The sequence below is a fragment of the Streptomyces sp. NPDC057136 genome, assembly GCF_042670885.1.
Lineage (GTDB): Bacteria > Actinomycetota > Actinomycetes > Streptomycetales > Streptomycetaceae > Streptomyces.
Map to the genome: position 1 here is coordinate 191,860 of NZ_JBHUUV010000009.1, position 18,301 is coordinate 210,160.

An 18,301-nucleotide genomic window follows, 5' to 3' on the forward strand; every position below is an offset into this window, starting at 1 on the left:
GAGTGGGTGCATGCAGAACGGCTCGACAGCAAGCGGGGAGAAATGACCGAGCGCGAAGCAGCAGAAGAGAATGCGGAGTTGATTGCCATTCACGGGGATGCGGCTGCTGTGCAAGCCATCCGGGAAATGACGGTGATGGTTGGGCGCATGGTGAGGGAGGCCCGGGAGATGAACGCGGATCTGGCTGCGCTCAGGAAGCCCCGTCCTGCTCCGTGCGGCGCTGGGCCTTCAGCTCCTCTACTTCCTTCCTGAGTTGCTGATGCTCCGCACTGAGGGTGCGGATTTCATCCCTCAGAGCAGTAAGCAGCTCGGTGAGGGTCCCGGCGGCCTTGGTGCTGTCGGGCCTCCCCTCTGCCTGCTGCCCTTCGCTGATGAGCCCCGCCGCCTCACCCTGCAAGTACCAGGTGGGCGCGGTGTAGTCGATGCCAAACTGGTCTTTGTCGGCGACGAAGCTTCCGCGGCCCTGGACCGTGTAGACGAGCCCCTCGTCTCGCAGGACCCCGAGCGCGCTGCGCGCGGTCATGCTGGCGATGTTGAACCGCTCTTGCAGCTCCTTATAGGAGGGGAGCTGCTCGCCCGGCTTGAACCGGCCCGCCTTGATCTCGCGACGGATCGCGTCGGCTGCGTGCTGGTACGGCGGCCGGCGATCGGGCTTGTCGGAATTGGCGGGGCTCATACCCCCAGGGTAGCTACTCCTAGCACCCCTAGCACACCCAACGGGGAAGCAGTAACCGCGTTCGCTTCCTAGCCCCTTGACGCCAGGCAGCACTCTCTCTTGACAGTGCTAGCAGAGCTAGGTTTACTAGATGTCATGCCGCACCGAGCGGCATCCAAAGAAATGGAGTTCCCCTCATGGCACGTATTCGCGTTGGCCTGCTGGAAACGACCTCGTTCATGGTCGGCACCCTGCCGATCCCGAAGTACACCGATCAGGAGAAGACCACCTTCGCCACCGACCGGGAGACCGGTCAGAAGCTCTACACGGTGACCGTGTTCCTGATGGAGGAGGAGCGTGCGGAGGCCATGAAGATCACCGTTTCGGCGGACGGTCTGCCGGACGGTCTCAAGCCGGGTGTTCCGGTGCGGCCGGTGGAGCTGTTCGCGACCCCGTGGGCCCGGATCTTCAACGGCTCCCTCTCGGATGGCATTGCCTACCGGGCGGCGTCGCTGGAACTCCTGATCCCGGCCGCTGCGGAGCCGGTCAAGACGGCAGCCGCGTGACCCAGCCCGCTTTCCGGTTCGGCGCTGAGGCGGTCTACCCGATCCCTCACGCCGGGCCGGACCCCCGATTCTCCGAATCCCTTGTGAGCTCCGTGGCCACGCTCCTCGTCGGCTACGGCTACCCGCCCTTCGCCGCCCTGGATGGCTGGGCAGCCCTCGAATCGGCCCTTTCGGTCTTCCTCTACGAATCCAAGGAGAGCAAGTGACAGTGCAGGAGGTGTATGGCTACGCCCCCATCGTGGTGGGGGCGGGCTTCGCCCTCATCGCCATATGGGCGGTGATCTGGGTGGTTCGCTACGCCCTGGCGGACAAGATGATGCGGGCCAGCATCCGACAGGCAATGCGGGTGCGGCGAACGTGGAAGCGACTCGCGCCGATGGCTGGCCTGTCGGTCACTGACAAGATGCCCACCGCGCTGGCGGCCCTCTCCACTACGGAGGGCAAGACGCCGAAACCGCGGGTACTCGTTCCGGGCCTGAAGGTGAAGCCCGATCAGTTCGGGATTGTCGCGTGGGCCAACTGCCTGCCCAAGGTGAGCCTGGATGAATTCCAGAAGGCCGCCCCGTACCTCGCGGACGCGTGGCGCTGTGAGCGGGTTTCGGTGATGCCTGACGGACCTGGGCAGGTGATCATCCGTGGTGTGCGGGTGGATCCGCTCACTACCCGAACCGAGCACGTGCCCACCGGTGCGGTGCCTGAGAAGGCTGCCACCTGGCATCTCGGGGTGGACGAGTACGCCCAGCCCGTGACGGTGGACCTGTCCCAGGTGCCGGGCGTGACCGTGGCCGGCCTTCCCGGCTTCGGTAAGACGTCCCTCATCAACTGCCTGGTGTGTGACTGGGCTCCCTCGCCCGCGATCCAGTTCGTCGGCTTCGACGGCAAGGTATCCAAGGCGCACGAGGGGGACTACGCGGACCTCGTCAAGCGCATGTTCGCCTTCGTCGGGGACGACCTCGAAGCAGCCAACAAGCAGTTCAACCGCCTGGTGGAACTGCGCCGGGCGCGGTCGTCGTCGATCCGCATTGTGCTGGGCGTGAAGAGCATGTGGGAAGTCGGTCCCTCCGCAGACTGGCCACTGGTCGTGGCGATCATCGACGAAGCCCACACCTACTTCCGCGACCACAAGGGCAACGACCCCAAGACGAAGAAGCTCGCGGCACTGGCGGCGGAGAACGCCCGACTCGTGGAAGACCTGGTCAAGAAGGGCCGCAGCGTCGGCATCCTCGTCATCCTGGCCACACAGAAGTCCACCGGCGACGCCATCCCCACGTTCATCCGTGACGTGTGCCCGGTCGGCCTGTCCTTCGCGCAGAAGACCGCTGAGGCAGCCGTGGCAGCACTGGGGGAGGACATCCGTAACTGGGCCGACGCCAACCCGATCAACCTCCAGAACCCCGCCTACGTCGGCGTCGCCGCGATGAGCCACCAGTCACGCCCCGGCTTCACCCGCATCCGCACTCCCTACGTCGCGGACGCTGACGCGGCTCGCATCGCTGAGGACACCGCCCACCTCACCCGCGACCCCATGGACCTCCTCATCGCGCACACGGGCCTCAGCCTGTCCAAGGCCGATGACCTGTCCGGCCTCTTCGGAGAGGAACCCAACGCAGCCTGACCCCAACACCCCTGCATCTACGGACCGCTTGGAAGGAGGTGAACTCTCATGACTGAGGACCGGATCACTCAGCGCACTGTGACCGTCGTCATGGTCATCATCGCCGCCCTGGCGTTCGTCTTCTCCTTCGGCAACGTCTGGTCACTCGCGCTGCGACTCGGCATCCCGGAACCCATCGCACCCCTGATCGCCCCCATGGTCGATCTGTCCGTGGTCGGGCTCCTGGTGGCCCTGCGCTACCTCTCCCTGCGCGGCGTCCCACCGGAGCAGATGAAGGCGGCCACCCGCCTCATGCACTTCTCCGGCCTGCTGACTCTGGCCCTCAACGTCGCCGAACCCATCGCCGCCGGACACTACGGCCGCGCCGCCGTGGATGCGGTCGCCCCTCTGCTCCTCCTGGGATGGGGCGCGGTCGGCCCCCAGCTCCTGCGGGCCTTCCACACCGTCACGGCCCTCGCCCCGGTCGCTGCCCCAGCTTCGGTTCCGGCCCCGGCAGTGGTCGAAACCGCCCAAGAAGCGGTCGCCGTGGCTATCCCGTCCGTACCGGTAGCCGCCGCACATGTGGTGCCTGCCGTGAAGGTCCCTGAGCCGCTTCTCGAAGAAGCCCGCTCCATCGCCGCGTCCCACCGTGTCGAACACGGCGACCCCATCACCGCCGTCCAGCTCAAGCGACGGCTCGGCATCGGACTGCCCATGGCCAACGCCCTGCACGCGGCCCTGTCCGTCTGATCCCTCCGCCGGCCTTTCCGGCACCCCCTTACCCACCCCTGCCCTCCCGGGCCCGGTCCGTCATGCCCTGGGCAGCAACCGCCTTCGCCCGCGGTTGCTGCCCGGCGGCCCCACCGTCCTCCGCGCCAGAAGGGACACCCGCACCCCATGACCCGCCATTTGGACCTGCGCCACGTGATCAGCCCCGCCGTGCGGGACCTGGTCGAACTGGCCAACCTCGACGACTTCGACCGTGTCACCGAGCAAGTCCGCAACCTGCGCGGCTGCACCCGCCCCGTCAACCTCGTCGGCTGGACCGCCACCACCGACCGAGCGACCAAGACTGTCCTTCGCTCCTACACCACTGCTGATGAACCCACCGGACGGCTCCTGACCGCGTGCGGCAACCGCCGCTCCTCCCGCTGCCCGGCCTGCTCCCGCGTCTACGCCGCCGACACCTACCACCTGATCAAAGCCGGACTCTCCGGCGGCAAGGAAGTCTCTGAGACTGTCCGCGACCACCCGCGCGTCTTCGCCACCCTCACTGCCCCCTCCTTCGGCCCGGTCCACAACCGCCCGACCAGCCGCGCGGGCAAACCGCTGGACTGCCGCTGCGGTGCCAGCCATGGGGAGGACGCTCCCGAGCTCGGAACGCCGCTCCACCCGGCCACCTACGACTACACCGGGGCCGTTCTCTGGAACGCACACGCCGGGGCGCTATGGGCCCGCTTCACCACCTACCTCCGCCGCGTGCTGGCCGCCCAACTCGGCATGACCCAAAAGGCTTTGAACTCGGCGCTTCGCGTCTCATTCGCCAAGGTCGCCGAGTACCAAAAGCGCGGCCTCGTCCACTTCCACGCCGTGATCCGCTTCGACGGCCCCGACGGCCATGCCACCCCGCCCCCGGCCTGGGCCACCGTCGATGCCCTCAGCCACGCCGTGCCTGAAGCCGCCCGCCGTGCCCGGCTCACCGTGGAATCCGCGGCCATCGGCGAACGACACATCACGTGGGGCGACCGGATCGACGTACGCGAGATCACCACCCTTGGACACGGCGAACTCACTGACCAGAAGGTGGCGGCCTACGTCGCCAAATACGCCACCAAGAGCGCCGAAGGCTCCGGCACCGTCGACCGCTCGCTTGTCTGCCACCCCTGCGCCGGACGCGGCTACACCAGCGGCCCGGACGGCTTTCGCGACCTGTGCATCGACTGCGACGGCACCGGCCAGGCCGAACCCCTCGCCGATCTCCGCATCCAGCGACACGTACGCCAAATGATCCGCACCGCCTGGGCCCTCGGCCACCTGCCAGAACTCGCCGAACTCAAGCTCTGGAAATGGGCCCACATGCTCGGCTTCCGCGGCCACTTCTCCACCAAATCCCGCGCCTACTCCACCACCCTCGGCGCCCTCCGCGACGTACGCCGCGTCTGGCGCACCGCCCAAGCCCGCGCCGGCATCGCCTCCCCCGACGAAAACTCCACCCTCCTCACCGAATTCTCCTGGCAATACCTCGCCTCCGGCTACCGCCCCGGCGAAGAACTCCTCGCTGCCCAGACCCGCCACGACATCACCCAAAACCGCGACCAAGCCGACCGCTCCAAGACAGAAGGAGACCCCTGGCTGTGACCACCACGATGGCTCCCCGAAATCAGACGCTCACCCTCCTTGAAGTGCTGGCCGAGATCAGGTTGTCTCGGGCGGCGTTCTACCGGATGCGGGCTCGGGGCAAGGCTCCGCAGTGCATGAAGCTCCCCAACGGTCAGATCCGCATACGCCGCTCTGACCTCGATGCCTGGTTCGCCAATTGCGAGGTTGCCCCGTGCTGACCTTCGACGTTCAGGTCTGGGGAATCCGCAAGCGGGCGAACCGTGCGGCGGCCTACCAACTCCGCTGGCGCGTCGGTGCCCAGCCCTTCTCCAAGAGCTACAAGATCAAGGCACAGGCCGATGGGCGACGCTCGGAATTGCTGACAGCTCTGCGCAACCGTGAGCAGTTCGACTTGGCCACGGGTCTGCCCGCCTCGGAGGTGCAGGCGGCTCGGTCCCCCACCTGGTACGCCCATGCCTGCGTGTACGCGGCGATGAAGTGGCCTACCGCCTCGGCAAAGCACCGCGCGAGTATTGCTGATGCGCTTGCGACGGTGACCGTCCGACTCGTCAAGGACGACCGTGGGGCCCCGGCCGCCGGGGTACTACGTGCGGCCCTCTACTCCTGGGTATTCCGGTTCGTGGTCAGCGAAGAGGGAGAGTTGCGTCCCCGTATCGACGTCGAGGAAGCCCCGGCGGACATCGTGGCGGCGCTCGACTGGATCGGTCGGAAGTCGGTGGACATCACTGACCTCAGTATCCCAGCGGTTCTAAGGTCCTCGCTCGACGCCTTGAGGCTGCGCCTGGACGGCAAGGCCGCTGCGGACAACACGGTGAAGCGGAAGCTCACCGTCTTCAGCAACTCCCTGCGGTACGCAGTGGAACGCGAACTGTTGACGGTGCTTCCACTGGGCAAGGTGGATTGGAGCGCCCCGGAGACGGACGACGAAATCGACTTCCGGTTCGTCCCCGGCCCTCAGATGGCTAAGAAGCTGATCGACGCTGTCGGCTTGCAGGGTGAACGGGGACAGCATCTGAAAGCCTTCTTCGGCTGCCTCTATTACGCCGCTACCCGCCCGGCTGAGGCCACCAACCTCAAGGCCACGGACTTCCTCTTGCCGGAAGAGGGTTGGGGTGAGCTCGTGTTGTCCAGCAGCACCCCTCGGGTCGGCTCCGGCTGGACGGACAGTGGAGAGTCCTACGACTCACGCGGCTTGAAGAAGCGGGCGCGTAAGGCCACTCGCACGGTTCCGATCCCGCCTGTCCTTGTGCGTCTGGTGAGCGAGCACATCAAACAGCTCGGCGCGGCGGAGGACGGCCGCCTGTTCCGTGCGGCACGTGGTGGCCACCTGCTGTCCAAGGAGTACGGAGAGGTATGGAAGGCCGCTCGCCGCTCAGCACTCACCGAAGCCGAATCTGCCTCGCCGCTCGCTGACGTGCCCTACTCCCTGCGCCACGCGGGCGTCTCCCTGTGGCTGGAATCGGGGGTCTCCCCGGCCGAGGTCGCCCGCCGGGCGGGTCACAGCATCGCTGTTCTCTTCCGGTTCTACGCCAAGGCCATCCACCGTAACCAGCAACGTTCCAACCAGCAGATCGAGCAGGCTCTCGACGCAGCAGACATGGAGTAACCGAACCTGTCACCGCAGTGCCTACGGCGCCGCTTTGCCCATTCCCGGCAAGGCGGCGCCTTCGTGATGCGGCCAGGCTCTTGCGCTGCTCTCACAGGACCTGGCCAGCTCCAACCACGCTTGAATCGCGGATGGAGCCCGCCAAGGTTTTCGCCAAGTCCCTTACCCACGGGACTACTTATCCAAGAGCTCATGCAGCAGAGCAACGACGACGACACTCACCCCCAGTGCTGCACCAAGGGCCGGCTTATGCAGCACCAAGTAGGCCGTGAAGGCGCCAACAAGCATGAGCAGAAGAGTGCGTGTACTGATCTGGTTCATTTCCCCTCCAAGGTGGGTGACTTGGAACCAGCCTCGGTAGCCCCCTGCCCTGATTGGCAACTCCTGACGAACCCGCTGTGATCTCTTACAGTTCCTGACAAGCCATGACACTCGGTGAGACCATGGGTAGCGCCGTGGGTCTGAAAGACAGGAGCTGTGAGTGCCGCAGTGGCTCATCCCGAACCTTCCTGAAGGTTCTCTTCGGACCTTCAACCGCGAACTCCACACGTTGCACGGCAAGGCGGGATACCCCTCGTCTCGCCAGCTCTACCTGGCCGTTGGCAAGGTTGTGAGCCACACCAAGATCCATCACGCTTTCATAAAGCCCTGCCTGCCTTCGTGGGGTGTAGTCGATGTGGTCGTCGAGCAGTTGGCTCGTCAGGCTCGCCCGCGCCTTGAAGCTGAGGCCGAGATCAACCGTTTCAAGAGAATGTGGGACAGCGCCCACGACGAGGATGTGAGTTCCCCACCGGGCGCTGAAACTTCGGCGCCTGCAGCAACGACGCTACGTGCAGTCGCATCAGGCGTGGTGCCGTCGACCTTCCGCCCGGGCGTAGTCCTCAACCCAAACAGGCTGATCTACGACGCGATCATCGACCTTTCCAAGGCTGGAAAGCCTGTGAGCGTCCCAGACGTAGCAGCAGAGCTTGATCGACGCGGTCAGCTCGAACTCTGCGGCGGCGAGGACTATCTCTTCGAGTGCGTGAAGGTCTCGATCAAGGGGGCGCATGAGGCAGGGATGAGCCTTCACGACTTCGCTGTCATGAACGCACGCAAGATGCGTGCTGCCTCCCAAGCACGTCGAGAGCTACTTGCTTCCGTTGTCGCACCCGACTCGGATGCGAAACGCGTGCGCAGAGCGTTCGAGCGCGTCTCCGGCACGGCGGACTAGCCGCACAGCAATCCGGTCCACTCATGGTCCACACACGCTGGTCAACGACGTGACACCGGCGGATCAGGGTGAGACAGGGCGTATGCAGAAGGGGCACCCCTGATTCGGGATGCCCCTTCTGACCTGCACATACTCTGAGCTGGCGGTGGGTGTGGGATTTGAACCCACGGTGACATCGCTGCCACGACGGTTTTCAAGACCGTTCCCTTAGGCCGCTCGGGCAACCCACCCCGCGTCGTCGAGCCGGCGGGCCCCGGGCCCGCCTCGACGCGAAGGACAGCCTAGCCGGTCAGCTGTCGCCCTCGCGCTCGCCCAGGGTGAGTTCGGCCGTTGCCGTCTTGCCGTCGCGCTTGTAGGTCAGCGTGACCTTGTCGCCCGGCTTGTGGGTCCAGATTTCGCCGATCAGGGTCGGGCCGCTCTCGATCACGGTGTCGTTGAACTTCGTGATCACGTCGCCGCCCTTGAGGCCGGCCTTGGCCGCGGGGCCGCCCGGGGAAACCGCCGGGCTGCCGCCCGCGCCCTCCTCCGAGATGACCGCGCCGCCCGTCGTCTCGTCCATGGCGACCGTCGCGCCGATCACCGGGTAGACCGGCTTGCCGGTCTTGATCAGCTGCTCGGCGACGTTCTTCGCCTGGTTGACCGGGATGGCGAAGCCGAGACCGATCGAGCCCGCCTGGGACTGGCCGCCGCCGCTGGTCGACTGGATGGCCGAGTTGATGCCGATGACCGCGCCGCCCGCGTCGAGCAGCGGGCCACCGGAGTTGCCCGGGTTGATCGAGGCGTCGGTCTGCAGGGCGCTCATGTACGAGTTCTTGCTGCTGGAACCGTCACCGGAGGCGACCGGGCGGTTCTTGGCGCTGATGATGCCCGTGGTGACCGTGTTGGACAGGCCGAACGGTGCACCGATCGCGATGGTCGAATCGCCGACCGCGACCTGGTCCGAGTTGCCGAGAGCCAGCGGGGTGAGGCCATCCGGCGCGTTCTTCAGCTTCAGCACGGCCACGTCGTAGCCCTGGGCACGGCCGACGACCTCGGCGGGGTACTTCTTGCCGTTGGAGAACGTCGCCGTCAGCTGGCCGTTGTCCGCCGCGGAGGCCACCACGTGGTTGTTCGTGAGGATGTGGCCCTCCTTGTCGTACACGAAGCCGGTGCCGGAACCGCCCTCGCCGTCACCGCTCTGGGCGTCGATCGTGACAACGCTGGGCAGAGCCTTCGCCGCGACGCCCGCGACCGTGCCCTCGGCACGCTTGAAGTCCTTGGGACTGTTCGAAGCCGCGATCGTGGTCGATCCGGTGCCGGAGTCCGTGTCGTTCCGGTCGGCCACCCAGTAGCCGAGGGCCCCGCCGACCCCGCCGGCGACGAGCGCCGCCACGGCCACAGCGGCGACCAGACCGCTCGCACGCCGCTTGCGCGGGGGCTCGGTGGCCGCGGGCGCCGGAGCACCCCAGGCCGTTCCCGAATCGCCGCCGCCTCCGGCGTAGGAGGGAATCGCGGGAGGAGGAGGCGGCCAGCCGCCCGCCGCCGCGGGTTCCTGATACGCCGGCTGATGCGACGGCTGCTGCGCCGGCTGGTAGGGCTGCTGGGGAGCTTCGTGCGGCTGGTTCTCAGCAGCCGCGTCAGCGACAGGGGCAGGGACAGGGACAGGGACCGTCGGTGCTTCAGCGGGAACGGCCGGGGCCGGCGCCGCCGCGGACGGGGGCATGCCCTCGGGAGCAGCGGCCGGCGGCACTGGAGGTGTGGACGGAACAGGCGGTACGGCCGGAACCGCAGTGCCCTCGTTGCCCTCGTTCTCGGTGCTCACAGCTCTTTACTCCTCGGTTCCACTCGGTCTTCGGCAAGAGATCCGCTGTGCACGTGTCTGCGGTCAGCTTTTCCCACAGCACGTCAGGCCACTGTAAGCAGGACCTGTGCATTCGCACACCAATCTTTACATCAGGCAAAACGGTCTCCCCTTACGTCTCCCCTTATAAGGTGCGCGCGCCCGCCGCCGACCGGTGACACGATGACGCGGTGACCGACGCACGGCAGCACACCACCATCCGCACCCCCATCCAGGTCATCGCCCACCGCGGGGCCTCGGACGACGCACCCGAGCACACGCTGGCCGCCTACCGCAAGGCGATCGAGGACGGCGCCGACGCCCTGGAGTGCGATGTACGGCTCACCGCGGACGGACATCTCGTCTGTGTCCACGACCGCCGGGTGAACCGCACGTCCAACGGCCGCGGTGCCGTCTCCACTCTGGAACTCTCCGCCCTCGCCGCGCTCGACTTCGGTTCCTGGAAGGACCGCGAGGAGTCCCCGGACTGGGACCCGGCGCCGGGCGAACTCACCTCCGTACTCACGCTGGAGCGCCTCCTCGAGCTGGTCACCGAGACGCGGGCAGCCGGGCGGCCCCTTCAGCTGGCCATCGAGACCAAGCACCCCACCCGCTGGGCGGGGCAGGTCGAGGAGCGGCTGCTGCACCTGCTCAAGCGCTTCGGACTGGACGATCCGCCGGCCGACGGCCCCTCGCCGGTACGCATCATGAGCTTCTCGGCACGCTCACTGCACCGCGTCCAGGCCGCCGCACCCACGCTGCCGACCGTCTACCTCATGCAGTTCGTCACCCCGCGGCTCCGCGACGGGCGGCTTCCCGCGGGTGCCCGGATCGCCGGTCCGGGGATGCGGATCGTACGCAGTCACCCCGGCTACATCGACCGCTTGCACGCCGCCGGCCACCGTGTGCACGTCTGGACGGTGAACGAACCGGCGGACGTGGAGCTCTGCGCACGCCTCGGAGTCGAGGCAATCATCACGAATCGCCCAAAGCAGGTTCTGTCCCAACTGGGTCGCCCTTAACATCCGTTACGGGGAGTACACCGGCGCATTCATTCCGTATCCGATCGTTACGAGTGCGTCACTGGCAGACCTTTGGCCGGTTTCCGGTCCAGTCCATTGGGGCATCCAATCCGTGGCGTGGGGCGAAGGAGGTCCGGGGGTGGCGTTGGTGGTGGCACAAGAAGTGCCCACGTCGTCGAGCATGGCCGTACCCCATGGCCCTGCGGGCGTGGGGCAGGCGCGGCACCGTATGCGCGAGCAACTGCGCAGCAACGGGGTCGCGGACGCGGTCGTCGACGATGCAGTTCTGATCCTTTCCGAACTTCTCAGCAACGCCTGCCGCCACGGCAGGCCGCTGGGGCAGCACACCGAGGTGGGTGACGGCGATGTCCGCGCCGCTTGGCGCGTCGACAGAACGGGTGGACTGACCGTCGAAGTGACGGACGGCGGCGGGCCGACCCGGCCGGTCCCGTCCACCCCGTCGGTGACCGCACGGGGCGGTCGCGGGCTCAACATCATCAACGCCCTCGCCCGGGAGTGGGGCGTACGCGACAACTCCTCCGGTGAAGTCACCGTCTGGGCCCAGGTCGCCCAGGAGAACGGGGCAGCCGGCCGTACCGGACGCGGCCCCGACGGGCCGGATGGGCTTCATGGGCTCAACGGCCTCGACGGACTGGGCGGACTCGACGGGCTCGGCTTCGACGACGTGGGCTGACACTTCGACGACGTGGGCCGACGAGCGGACGGGGCAACGGGGCCCTGCGGCCGCACTCGCCCGGCCGCGGTCGCCGGCACGGAACACATCGCGGATCGGCGGCACGAAATGCGTCGCGCATCGGCCCGGCCGTGAGGGGCACGTACGGGACCGTGACGGCATGTGTGCCCGGGCAGCGGCGCAGGCGGCTAGGCTCGCGGCCGAGACCGCACTGTCGCAATCGGGAGAATGCCCACCATGGCCAAGAAGCGCCCTCAGACCAAGGCCGGGAAGCAGCAGCTCAAGGATGGCGAGATCCCGGTCGTCGGGGCCCGCGAGCCCTGCCCGTGCGGTTCGGGCCGCCGCTACAAGGCGTGTCACGGACGCGCCGCCGCCCAGGCCGTGACCGAACTGGTCCAGCGCCCCTTCGAGGGGCTTTCCGGCGAATGCGACTGGGTCGCCCTGCGCGAGCTGGTGCCCGCCGCCACCGTCGAGCTGACGCTGCAGGGCGGACTGCCCGAGGGCGTGCCGTCCGTGACGCTCGCGACCGTGCTGCCCATGGCGTGGCCCGCGCTGCGCCGCGACGACGGTTCCGTACTGCTCGCCCTGCAGAACGACACCTCGTCGGGCGACCTGAGCCGCGACCTCGCGGACACCTTGCAGCGGGCACTGGAGGCGGAGCCGGGTACGCCCGTCGCCGCCCGGCGCGTACCGGCCGACGGCCCGCGCCTCCAGGACGTGCTCGACCCCGGCGCCCCGTTCGAGCCGGTCGTCCACTCCGGCTTCGAGTTCTGGGTCCCGGACGCGGAGAACGCCACGGCCGAGGTGTCCGCCTCCCTGGAGCGTGCCAACGACGCCGCGATCCCGACCACGCTGCTCTCCGGTGTGGACGCCGCGTACTGGTGCGAGACCCCGGAGAAGAACCACCTGCGCTGGGTCATGCCGCACCCCGAGGAGCAGCTCCTCGACGCGCTCGCCCGGCTGCACGCGGCCGGGACGTCCTCGCTCGGCGAGGGAACGCGTCTGGTCGGGTCGTTCCGGGCCCACGGGCTGATGGTCCCCGTGTGGGACCTGCCGCGCACGATGGGTGCCGAGGAGTGCGAGAAGCCTGCCGCGGAGATCGCCGAGCGGCTCGCGGAGGCACTCGCTTCGGATGCCCCGCTCACCCCTGAGGAGCGCCGCGCGCGCGGCGGGCTCACCAACCGCCAGGTGACGCTCAGCTGACAGTGACGAGGCCCGCGGGGCGGCTCGGTGACCCGCGTCACAGCTGACCGTACTCGCGAGTAAATCGTTGTCCGAATAGGCGAGATCGAATTTGCGAACGGCAGATCTCTTGTTACCGTTCTGGAAGCCCGGTCGCTGGTGCATCCCCCGTCGCCAGCGACCGGGCATCCTCATTTCCGGGCCCGGACGACCGGGCCCCGGACACCGGCCCGACACGCGTCGCAGCACCGGCGGACCACCCCGGCAGCCAATCGGCCGGGACCGTCAATCCGTTGTCGGAGAAGCCGGGTTGCTGCCGGTCCGCAGGAGCAGCGGAGCCTCCTCCGCCGTCCCGCCCGACGCGTACTCCGCCACCGCCGTATAAGCGCCCGCCGCTCCGTGCGCAGGTCCGCGCGGCGTCTCGCAGACACCCGGCTCGTCGTGCGCCTCCACCTCGCAGTGCAGTTCCACGGCCTGTCCGCCGGGCCCCATCAGCGCGAGTAACGACCGCAGTTGCTCACCGGCCGTGTTGCGATAGTACGTGCGCGCCCAGACGTAGCGCCCCTCCGTCATGACACAGGTCTGCGCCTCGACGCCTTCCGGGGACGTGAGCTCGGGACCGCACCGGGTGGCGGGCGCGTCGGCTCCACCGACCCCGGCGGGCCGCCCACTTTCGGACAGAAGTCCGGGTGGAGAAATCTTTTCCGGCGAAATCCTGTCCGCGCCCTCGGTCAGGCCGTCCGCAGAGCTATCCGCCGGACGCTCTTCGGACATTTCTCCGCCGCGTTCTCCGGCATGTTCTCCGCCGTGTTCTGCACCGTGTTCTGCGCGTGTTCTGCGCCGTGTTCTGCGGAAAGACCATCAGAAAGTAGCGAGACACCGGATTTCGCGTCGGACAATACGGATTCAGGCGCACCCGACGTCACGGCGGAAGCGGCCAGTGGAAGCAGAACGGTGAACAGCACCGCCGCCGAGAGACCGACCAAGGGGAGATCCATCGTGACCTCACCTGCCGACTGGGCGGGAATTTCTGACGGTGCGCCGACGATATCGACGGAATACGGGCGGCCGGGGCGCCTCGTTCCCATCCACCGCAGAACTCGGGTCGGCTCACACCCGTACGAGTGAGCCGACCGCCGTCGTGTGCCGCCCGTCCGCCACCGCGTCCGGCCTCCACCTGCCTGCCGACAGGCCGTCGGCCGGACTCCAGCCGGCCCGTCAGTACGCGAGCCGGCTGCCGCCGTCCGGAGCACCGGTGCTCGCCTCAACCAGCGCGTCCAGCACGGCCTCCACGTCGGGGAGCCAGGGCGCGGCCGACCGGGACTGCGGCGCACGCTCCCAGCGGACCTGTCCCGCACCGATCTCCGACGGCGGCAGGATGAGGTAGCCGCCCTCACCGTGGAAACGCAGGGAGCTGGGCACCCAGTCCTTGGCGTGGAGCAGTTCACCGAGCCGTTCCAGGGTGTACGGAGCCACCAGCAGCGACCACCGCGTCGGCGTCGCCACCACCGGACCGATGCGCATACCCATCGCGTCGAGCGCGGTCAGCGCTCTGGCGCCCGCCACTGCGGGCAGGCTGAGCGCGCAGGGCGCACTGCCGCCGGTGGCCAGCACGACCGGGGCGGCGGGCCGGTTGGTCCACCACCACCGCACCATGCGTTCGTCCGTGGTCGCGGCCAGGAGGCCGGGATCGAAGGGGTGTGCGCCGGGCACGGCGCACTCGGGGTCGGGGCAGGCGCAGCCACGGCCGCGGTCACTGCGCGTGCCTGCTGTCGCCAGCCCTGCTCCGGGCAGCACGGGCCACTGCCATGCGGTGGCACAGGTCAGCGCCGCATCGAGCTGTGCGGGCCGTCCCTTGCGCCGGAGCCGGAGCCTGCGTCGCCTTCCGAGGATCTCGCGCATGAGCGCTCGTTCCTTTCCGTTGAACGCCGAGGTCCACATCACACCACGTGTGCGTTACACCACGCGTGCGTCTCTTCACTGTGCGTACATGCTCATCAGATCTGCGGTACGGGCAAGCCGTCGGTACCGAGCGTGAGCCGAGCCGAGCAGAGTGGAACCGTGCAGAAATGGAGCTGAGTCGAACCGAACCGAGCCGAGTTGAACCGAGCCGAGCTGAGCCGAGTCCAGCCAAAACATGGCGGGGGCGGCGCGCGCTGCACGCCGACCGTTCCCTGGTGCAAGCCCCGCCACTCGGGGGTGGGGGCGCGGCCGTCGTCGATAAAGACGTCCGGGCCCGCTGCCAGGTTCCAGGGCGACACAACTGCCCCTGGTCATCACCGATTACGTACCCAGCATGCCCCGGATGACGCTCCCCCGGGCACTTCACCCCGAGGGCACCGCCTGTCGAGCGCACCCAGTCGACCGCAAATAACTGTCATAGGTGCATTTTTTAGCCAACTTAACTGTCACACAGACACCACAAATCCCGTGGGGACAATGCTGGACATCGCCTTACTTGTGCGTGTACATGTGGATGCATTGATAGCGGCGCAGAATGACATGGGGGTTTGCGATGCTATTCGACGAATCGCACCGGTCGGAAAGCTGGCTGCCATGAGCGCCCCTCACTTGCCGAAAGTGGCTGGAATCGATCCCATGGTTCCTGTTTCAACGCACACTTCCACGCCTCTGACCGGCGTCCCGGCGGCCCCAGGAGCCTTCCTCCAGGACCGTCTGGCGTCCTGGGTGTCCGACCTCACGACCCTGCACGAACTCACCGAGCGCCTGGCCAGAACGCATACGCTCGACCACGCCCTCCGCGAGCTGCTGGACGCCGGAGCCGCCCTCGTCGGCGCCCGCCGGGGGCTTCTCGTCCTCGAACCGGCCGCGGGCGGCCCGTCCACCACGATCGGCCTGGGACTCGCGCACGCGGAGCTCGGAACCATCGAGACCGTGCCGCGCAGCGCCACCTCGTACGGCCGCATCCTCGACGGACTGCCGGACGCCCAAGGGCCGCTGACCAACCCCGATCTGCTCGGCGACGAGACTCTCGACCCGCGTCACCGCGAGGTCGCCGCCCGGCTCGGCTACGCCGCGAGCTACGCCCTGCCGCTCGCCACCGAGGCGGCGGGCCGGCTCGGGGCGGCCGTCTGGCTCTACGACGAACCCGCCGAACCGCTGGAACGCCAGCGCCATCTCATCGGCCTCTACGTCCGGTACGCCACGGAGCACCTGGCCAGGCTGCTGGAACTCGAACGCGCCCGCGCCGACGTGGCGACCCTCGCCGAGGAACTGCTGCCCAGCAGGCTGCCCCGGATCCCCGGCGTACAACTCGCCGCCCGCCACAGGCCCGCGCCCCAGGGCGGCGGGGACTGGTACGACGCGCTCCCGCTGCCGGACAGCGCGCTCGGCCTCGCCGTCGGGTCGGTCGGCGGCTCGGGCCTCCGCGCGCTCGCCACCATGGGCCGGCTGCGGGCGAGCCTGCGGGCGTACGCCGTGATGGAGGGCGAGGACCCCGTCGCCGTACTCTCCGATCTGGAACTGCTGCTGCGGCTGACCGAACCGGCCAGGGCCGCGACCGCGCTCTTCGCCTACTGCGAACCCGCCCGCCGCAAGATCGTGCTGGCCGGCGCCGGACACAGCCCGCCCCTCGTGATCGGCGAGCGCCGCACCGAGTTCGTGGAGACCACCCTGTCGGCACCCCTGGGGATGCTCGCCTGCTGGGAGGCACCGAGCGTGGAGTTCACCCCCGAACCCGGCGAGACCGTGCTCCTCTACACCGACGGGCTGCTGCGACGCACCGGCGACGCGATGGACCGGGCGTTCGCCCGGCTGCACTCGGCGGCAGCCTGCGTACCGAAGGCCGCGCGCCATGACCCGGGAGCGATCGCCGACCATGTGCTGCGGGCGATGCTGCCGGAGGGCCTGGACCAGGGCGACGGCACCGAGGACGTCGTGATCCTGGCTGCCCACTTCGACTGACTGCTGCCGCGACCGGTACTGCGACTGCGACCGGGCGCCGGGACCGATGACGGCCCGGTGGGTGCCGCGCCGTGGGTGTAAGTGGTCTTTCGGCCCTGGACCCCCTTCCGTACGCCCGTACGATGGGGAGTGGTCCAGTGTCGTATCAAGGAGAGACAAATCGTGTCTGAGGAGCTCATCCCGGAGAACCCGGAGCCGGAGACCGAAGAAGCAGAGCCGATCAAGCAGCGGAAGAACGGCCTGTACCCGGCCATTTCCGATGAGCTCGCCGAGAACATGAAGTCCGGCTGGGCCGACACCGAGCTGCATGGCCTGGAGCCGATCGCCCAGGCCGAGTACACCGCTGCCCGCCGCGCCGCGCTCTCCGCGCGCTTCCCCGGCGAGCGCCTGGTCATTCCCTCGGGGAACCTCAAGACCCGTTCGAACGACACCGAGTACGCCTTCCGCGCCTCCACCGAGTACGCGTACCTCACCGGTGACCAGACCCACGACAGCGTCCTGGTCCTGGAGCCGAAGGGCTCCGGGGACGAGGCCGGGCACGAGGCGACGGTCTACCTCCTGCCCCGTTCCGACCGTGAGAACGGCGAGTTCTGGCTCAACGGCCAGGGCGAGCTGTGGGTCGGCCGCCGCCACTCGCTCGCCGAGGCCGAGCAGGTGCTGGGCATACCGGCGAAGGACGTCCGTGAGCTCCCGGCCGCGCTGACCGAGGCCACCGGACCGGTGCGCAACGTCCGCGGGCACGACGCCGGCATCGAGACCGCCCTGACCGACAAGGTCACTGCGGAGCGCGACGAGGAACTGCGCGTCCAGCTCTCCGAGGCCCGTCTCGTGAAGGACGCCTTCGAGATCGCTGAGCTGCAGAAGGCCTGCGAGATCACTGCCCGCGGCTTCGAGGACGTCGTGAAGGTCCTCGACAAGGCCGAGGCGACGAGCGAGCGCTACATCGAGGGCACCTTCTTCCTGCGCGCCCGTATCGAAGGCAACGACATCGGCTACGGCTCGATCTGCGCCGCAGGCCCGCACGCCACCACCCTGCACTGGGTACGCAACGACGGCGCCGTCCGCTCCGGCGAACTGCTGCTGCTCGACGCGGGTGTGGAGACCAATGACCTCTACACCGCCGATGTGACGCGCACCCTTCCCATCAGCGGCACGTTCACGCCGCTCCAGCGGAAGATCTACGACGCGGTGTACGAGGCCCAGGAAGCGGGCATCGCGGCCGTCAAGCCCGGCGCCGACTACCGCGACTTCCACGACGCCGCGCAGCGCGTGCTCGCCGAGAAGCTGGTCGAGTGGGGCCTGCTCGGCGATCTGGCCGTGGACAAGGTCCTGGAGCTCGGCCTCCAGCGCCGCTGGACCCTGCACGGCACCGGTCACATGCTCGGCATGGACGTCCACGACTGCGCCGCCGCCCGCACCGAGGCGTACGTCAACGGCGTCCTGGAGCCCGGCGTGTGCCTCACGGTCGAGCCCGGTCTGTACTTCCAGGCCGACGACCTGACCGTGCCCGAGGAGTACCGCGGCATCGGCGTCCGGATCGAGGACGACATCCTCGTCACCGAGGACGGCAACCGGAACCTGTCCGACCAGCTGCCGCGCCGGTCCGACGAGGTCGAGGCATGGATGGCTCAGCTCAAGAGCTGACCCCGCAGGGCGACGGACCGTCCTACCCCGCGCCGGAGGGCG

At 68.3% G+C, this 18,301-nt stretch carries 18 protein-coding genes and 1 tRNA gene; 13 read left to right on the plus strand and 6 right to left on the minus strand.

From position 1 onward, the window contains the following. Positions 1-190: 190 nt before the first annotated feature. Entirely contained in the window at positions 191-676 is a 486-nt protein-coding gene (locus ACFT7S_RS14565; protein WP_382731227.1) for a GntR family transcriptional regulator, read from the minus strand. A gap of 176 nt (positions 677-852) precedes the next feature. On the opposite strand from ACFT7S_RS14565, the gene ACFT7S_RS14570 reads away from it, so the two are divergent. From ACFT7S_RS14570 to ACFT7S_RS14605, 8 genes are all read left to right on the plus strand, one after another. After that, entirely contained in the window at positions 853-1,221 is a 369-nt protein-coding gene (locus ACFT7S_RS14570) for a hypothetical protein (protein WP_382731228.1), read from the plus strand. An 83-nt stretch (positions 1,222-1,304) separates the two neighbouring features. Beyond that, the gene (locus tag ACFT7S_RS14575) at positions 1,305-1,427 is read left to right on the plus strand and encodes a hypothetical protein (protein ID WP_382731230.1); all 123 of its coding nucleotides are present in this window, start codon (positions 1,305-1,307) and stop codon (positions 1,425-1,427) included. Then, positions 1,424-2,836 carry a cell division protein FtsK gene (locus ACFT7S_RS14580; protein WP_382731232.1) on the plus strand — a complete coding sequence of 471 codons (1,413 nt, stop codon included), beginning with the start codon at positions 1,424-1,426 and terminating at the stop codon, positions 2,834-2,836. The genes ACFT7S_RS14575 and ACFT7S_RS14580 overlap by 4 nt, the downstream gene beginning before the upstream one ends. A 48-nt stretch (positions 2,837-2,884) precedes the next feature. Further along, positions 2,885-3,565, plus strand: a complete 681-nt coding sequence (locus tag ACFT7S_RS14585) for a SpdA protein (protein WP_382731234.1) — start codon at positions 2,885-2,887, stop codon at positions 3,563-3,565. A gap of 147 nt (positions 3,566-3,712) precedes the next feature. Beyond that, positions 3,713-5,173, plus strand: a complete 1,461-nt coding sequence (locus tag ACFT7S_RS14590; RefSeq protein WP_382731237.1) for a replication initiator — start codon at positions 3,713-3,715, stop codon at positions 5,171-5,173. 8 nt (positions 5,174-5,181) lie between these two features. Next, a complete protein-coding gene (locus tag ACFT7S_RS14595; RefSeq protein WP_382731378.1) occupies positions 5,182-5,373 on the plus strand; it encodes a helix-turn-helix transcriptional regulator in 192 nt (63 codons plus the stop codon). Continuing rightward, complete coding sequence (locus ACFT7S_RS14600) at positions 5,367-6,761, plus strand: tyrosine-type recombinase/integrase (RefSeq protein WP_382731240.1); 1,395 nt, start codon at positions 5,367-5,369, stop codon at positions 6,759-6,761. Before ACFT7S_RS14595 ends, ACFT7S_RS14600 begins: the two co-directional genes overlap by 7 nt. Before the next feature lie 481 nt (positions 6,762-7,242). Continuing rightward, positions 7,243-7,974: a DnaB-like helicase N-terminal domain-containing protein gene (locus ACFT7S_RS14605; RefSeq protein ID WP_382731243.1), complete on the plus strand. Its 732-nt coding sequence runs from the start codon at positions 7,243-7,245 to the stop codon at positions 7,972-7,974. A 140-nt stretch (positions 7,975-8,114) separates the two neighbouring features. On the opposite strand, the gene ACFT7S_RS14610 is transcribed toward ACFT7S_RS14605, so the two are convergent. Together ACFT7S_RS14610 and ACFT7S_RS14615 are read right to left on the minus strand one after the other, a co-directional pair. After that, a tRNA-Ser gene (locus ACFT7S_RS14610) sits at positions 8,115-8,204 on the minus strand. A 59-nt stretch (positions 8,205-8,263) separates the two neighbouring features. Then, on the minus strand, positions 8,264-9,775 hold the full coding sequence (locus ACFT7S_RS14615; protein WP_382731246.1) for a S1C family serine protease: 1,512 nt from the start codon (positions 9,773-9,775) through the stop codon (positions 8,264-8,266). 209 nt (positions 9,776-9,984) lie between these two features. Between ACFT7S_RS14615 and ACFT7S_RS14620 the strand changes: the two genes are divergently transcribed. The 3 genes from ACFT7S_RS14620 to ACFT7S_RS14630 all read left to right on the plus strand — a co-directional run bounded on the left by ACFT7S_RS14620 (position 9,985) and on the right by ACFT7S_RS14630 (position 12,712). Continuing rightward, the gene (locus ACFT7S_RS14620) at positions 9,985-10,815 is read left to right on the plus strand and encodes a glycerophosphodiester phosphodiesterase (protein WP_382731248.1); all 831 of its coding nucleotides are present in this window, start codon (positions 9,985-9,987) and stop codon (positions 10,813-10,815) included. Between the two features lie 139 nt (positions 10,816-10,954). Next, entirely contained in the window at positions 10,955-11,509 is a 555-nt protein-coding gene (locus ACFT7S_RS14625) for an ATP-binding protein (RefSeq protein ID WP_382731251.1), read from the plus strand. A gap of 237 nt (positions 11,510-11,746) precedes the next feature. Beyond that, complete coding sequence (locus ACFT7S_RS14630; protein WP_382731254.1) at positions 11,747-12,712, plus strand: DUF5926 family protein; 966 nt, start codon at positions 11,747-11,749, stop codon at positions 12,710-12,712. A 264-nt stretch (positions 12,713-12,976) separates the two neighbouring features. Here ACFT7S_RS14630 and ACFT7S_RS14635 read toward each other — a convergent pair whose 3' ends face one another. From ACFT7S_RS14635 to ACFT7S_RS14645, 3 genes are all read right to left on the minus strand, one after another. Then, positions 12,977-13,264 (minus strand): hypothetical protein, encoded by a 288-nt coding sequence (locus tag ACFT7S_RS14635; protein WP_382731257.1) that lies wholly within the window; start codon positions 13,262-13,264, stop codon positions 12,977-12,979. Positions 13,265-13,422: 158 nt separating this feature from the next. Next, positions 13,423-13,689 (minus strand): hypothetical protein, encoded by a 267-nt coding sequence (locus tag ACFT7S_RS14640; RefSeq protein ID WP_382731260.1) that lies wholly within the window; start codon positions 13,687-13,689, stop codon positions 13,423-13,425. A gap of 220 nt (positions 13,690-13,909) precedes the next feature. Further along, positions 13,910-14,593 (minus strand): bifunctional DNA primase/polymerase, encoded by a 684-nt coding sequence (locus ACFT7S_RS14645; RefSeq protein WP_382731263.1) that lies wholly within the window; start codon positions 14,591-14,593, stop codon positions 13,910-13,912. A gap of 537 nt (positions 14,594-15,130) precedes the next feature. Between ACFT7S_RS14645 and ACFT7S_RS14650 the strand changes: the two genes are divergently transcribed. Continuing rightward, entirely contained in the window at positions 15,131-16,615 is a 1,485-nt protein-coding gene (locus ACFT7S_RS14650; RefSeq protein WP_382731266.1) for a PP2C family protein-serine/threonine phosphatase, read from the plus strand. 162 nt (positions 16,616-16,777) lie between these two features. Further along, entirely contained in the window at positions 16,778-18,259 is a 1,482-nt protein-coding gene (locus tag ACFT7S_RS14655; RefSeq protein ID WP_382731269.1) for an aminopeptidase P family protein, read from the plus strand. The last annotated feature ends 42 nt before the right edge of the window (positions 18,260-18,301 follow it).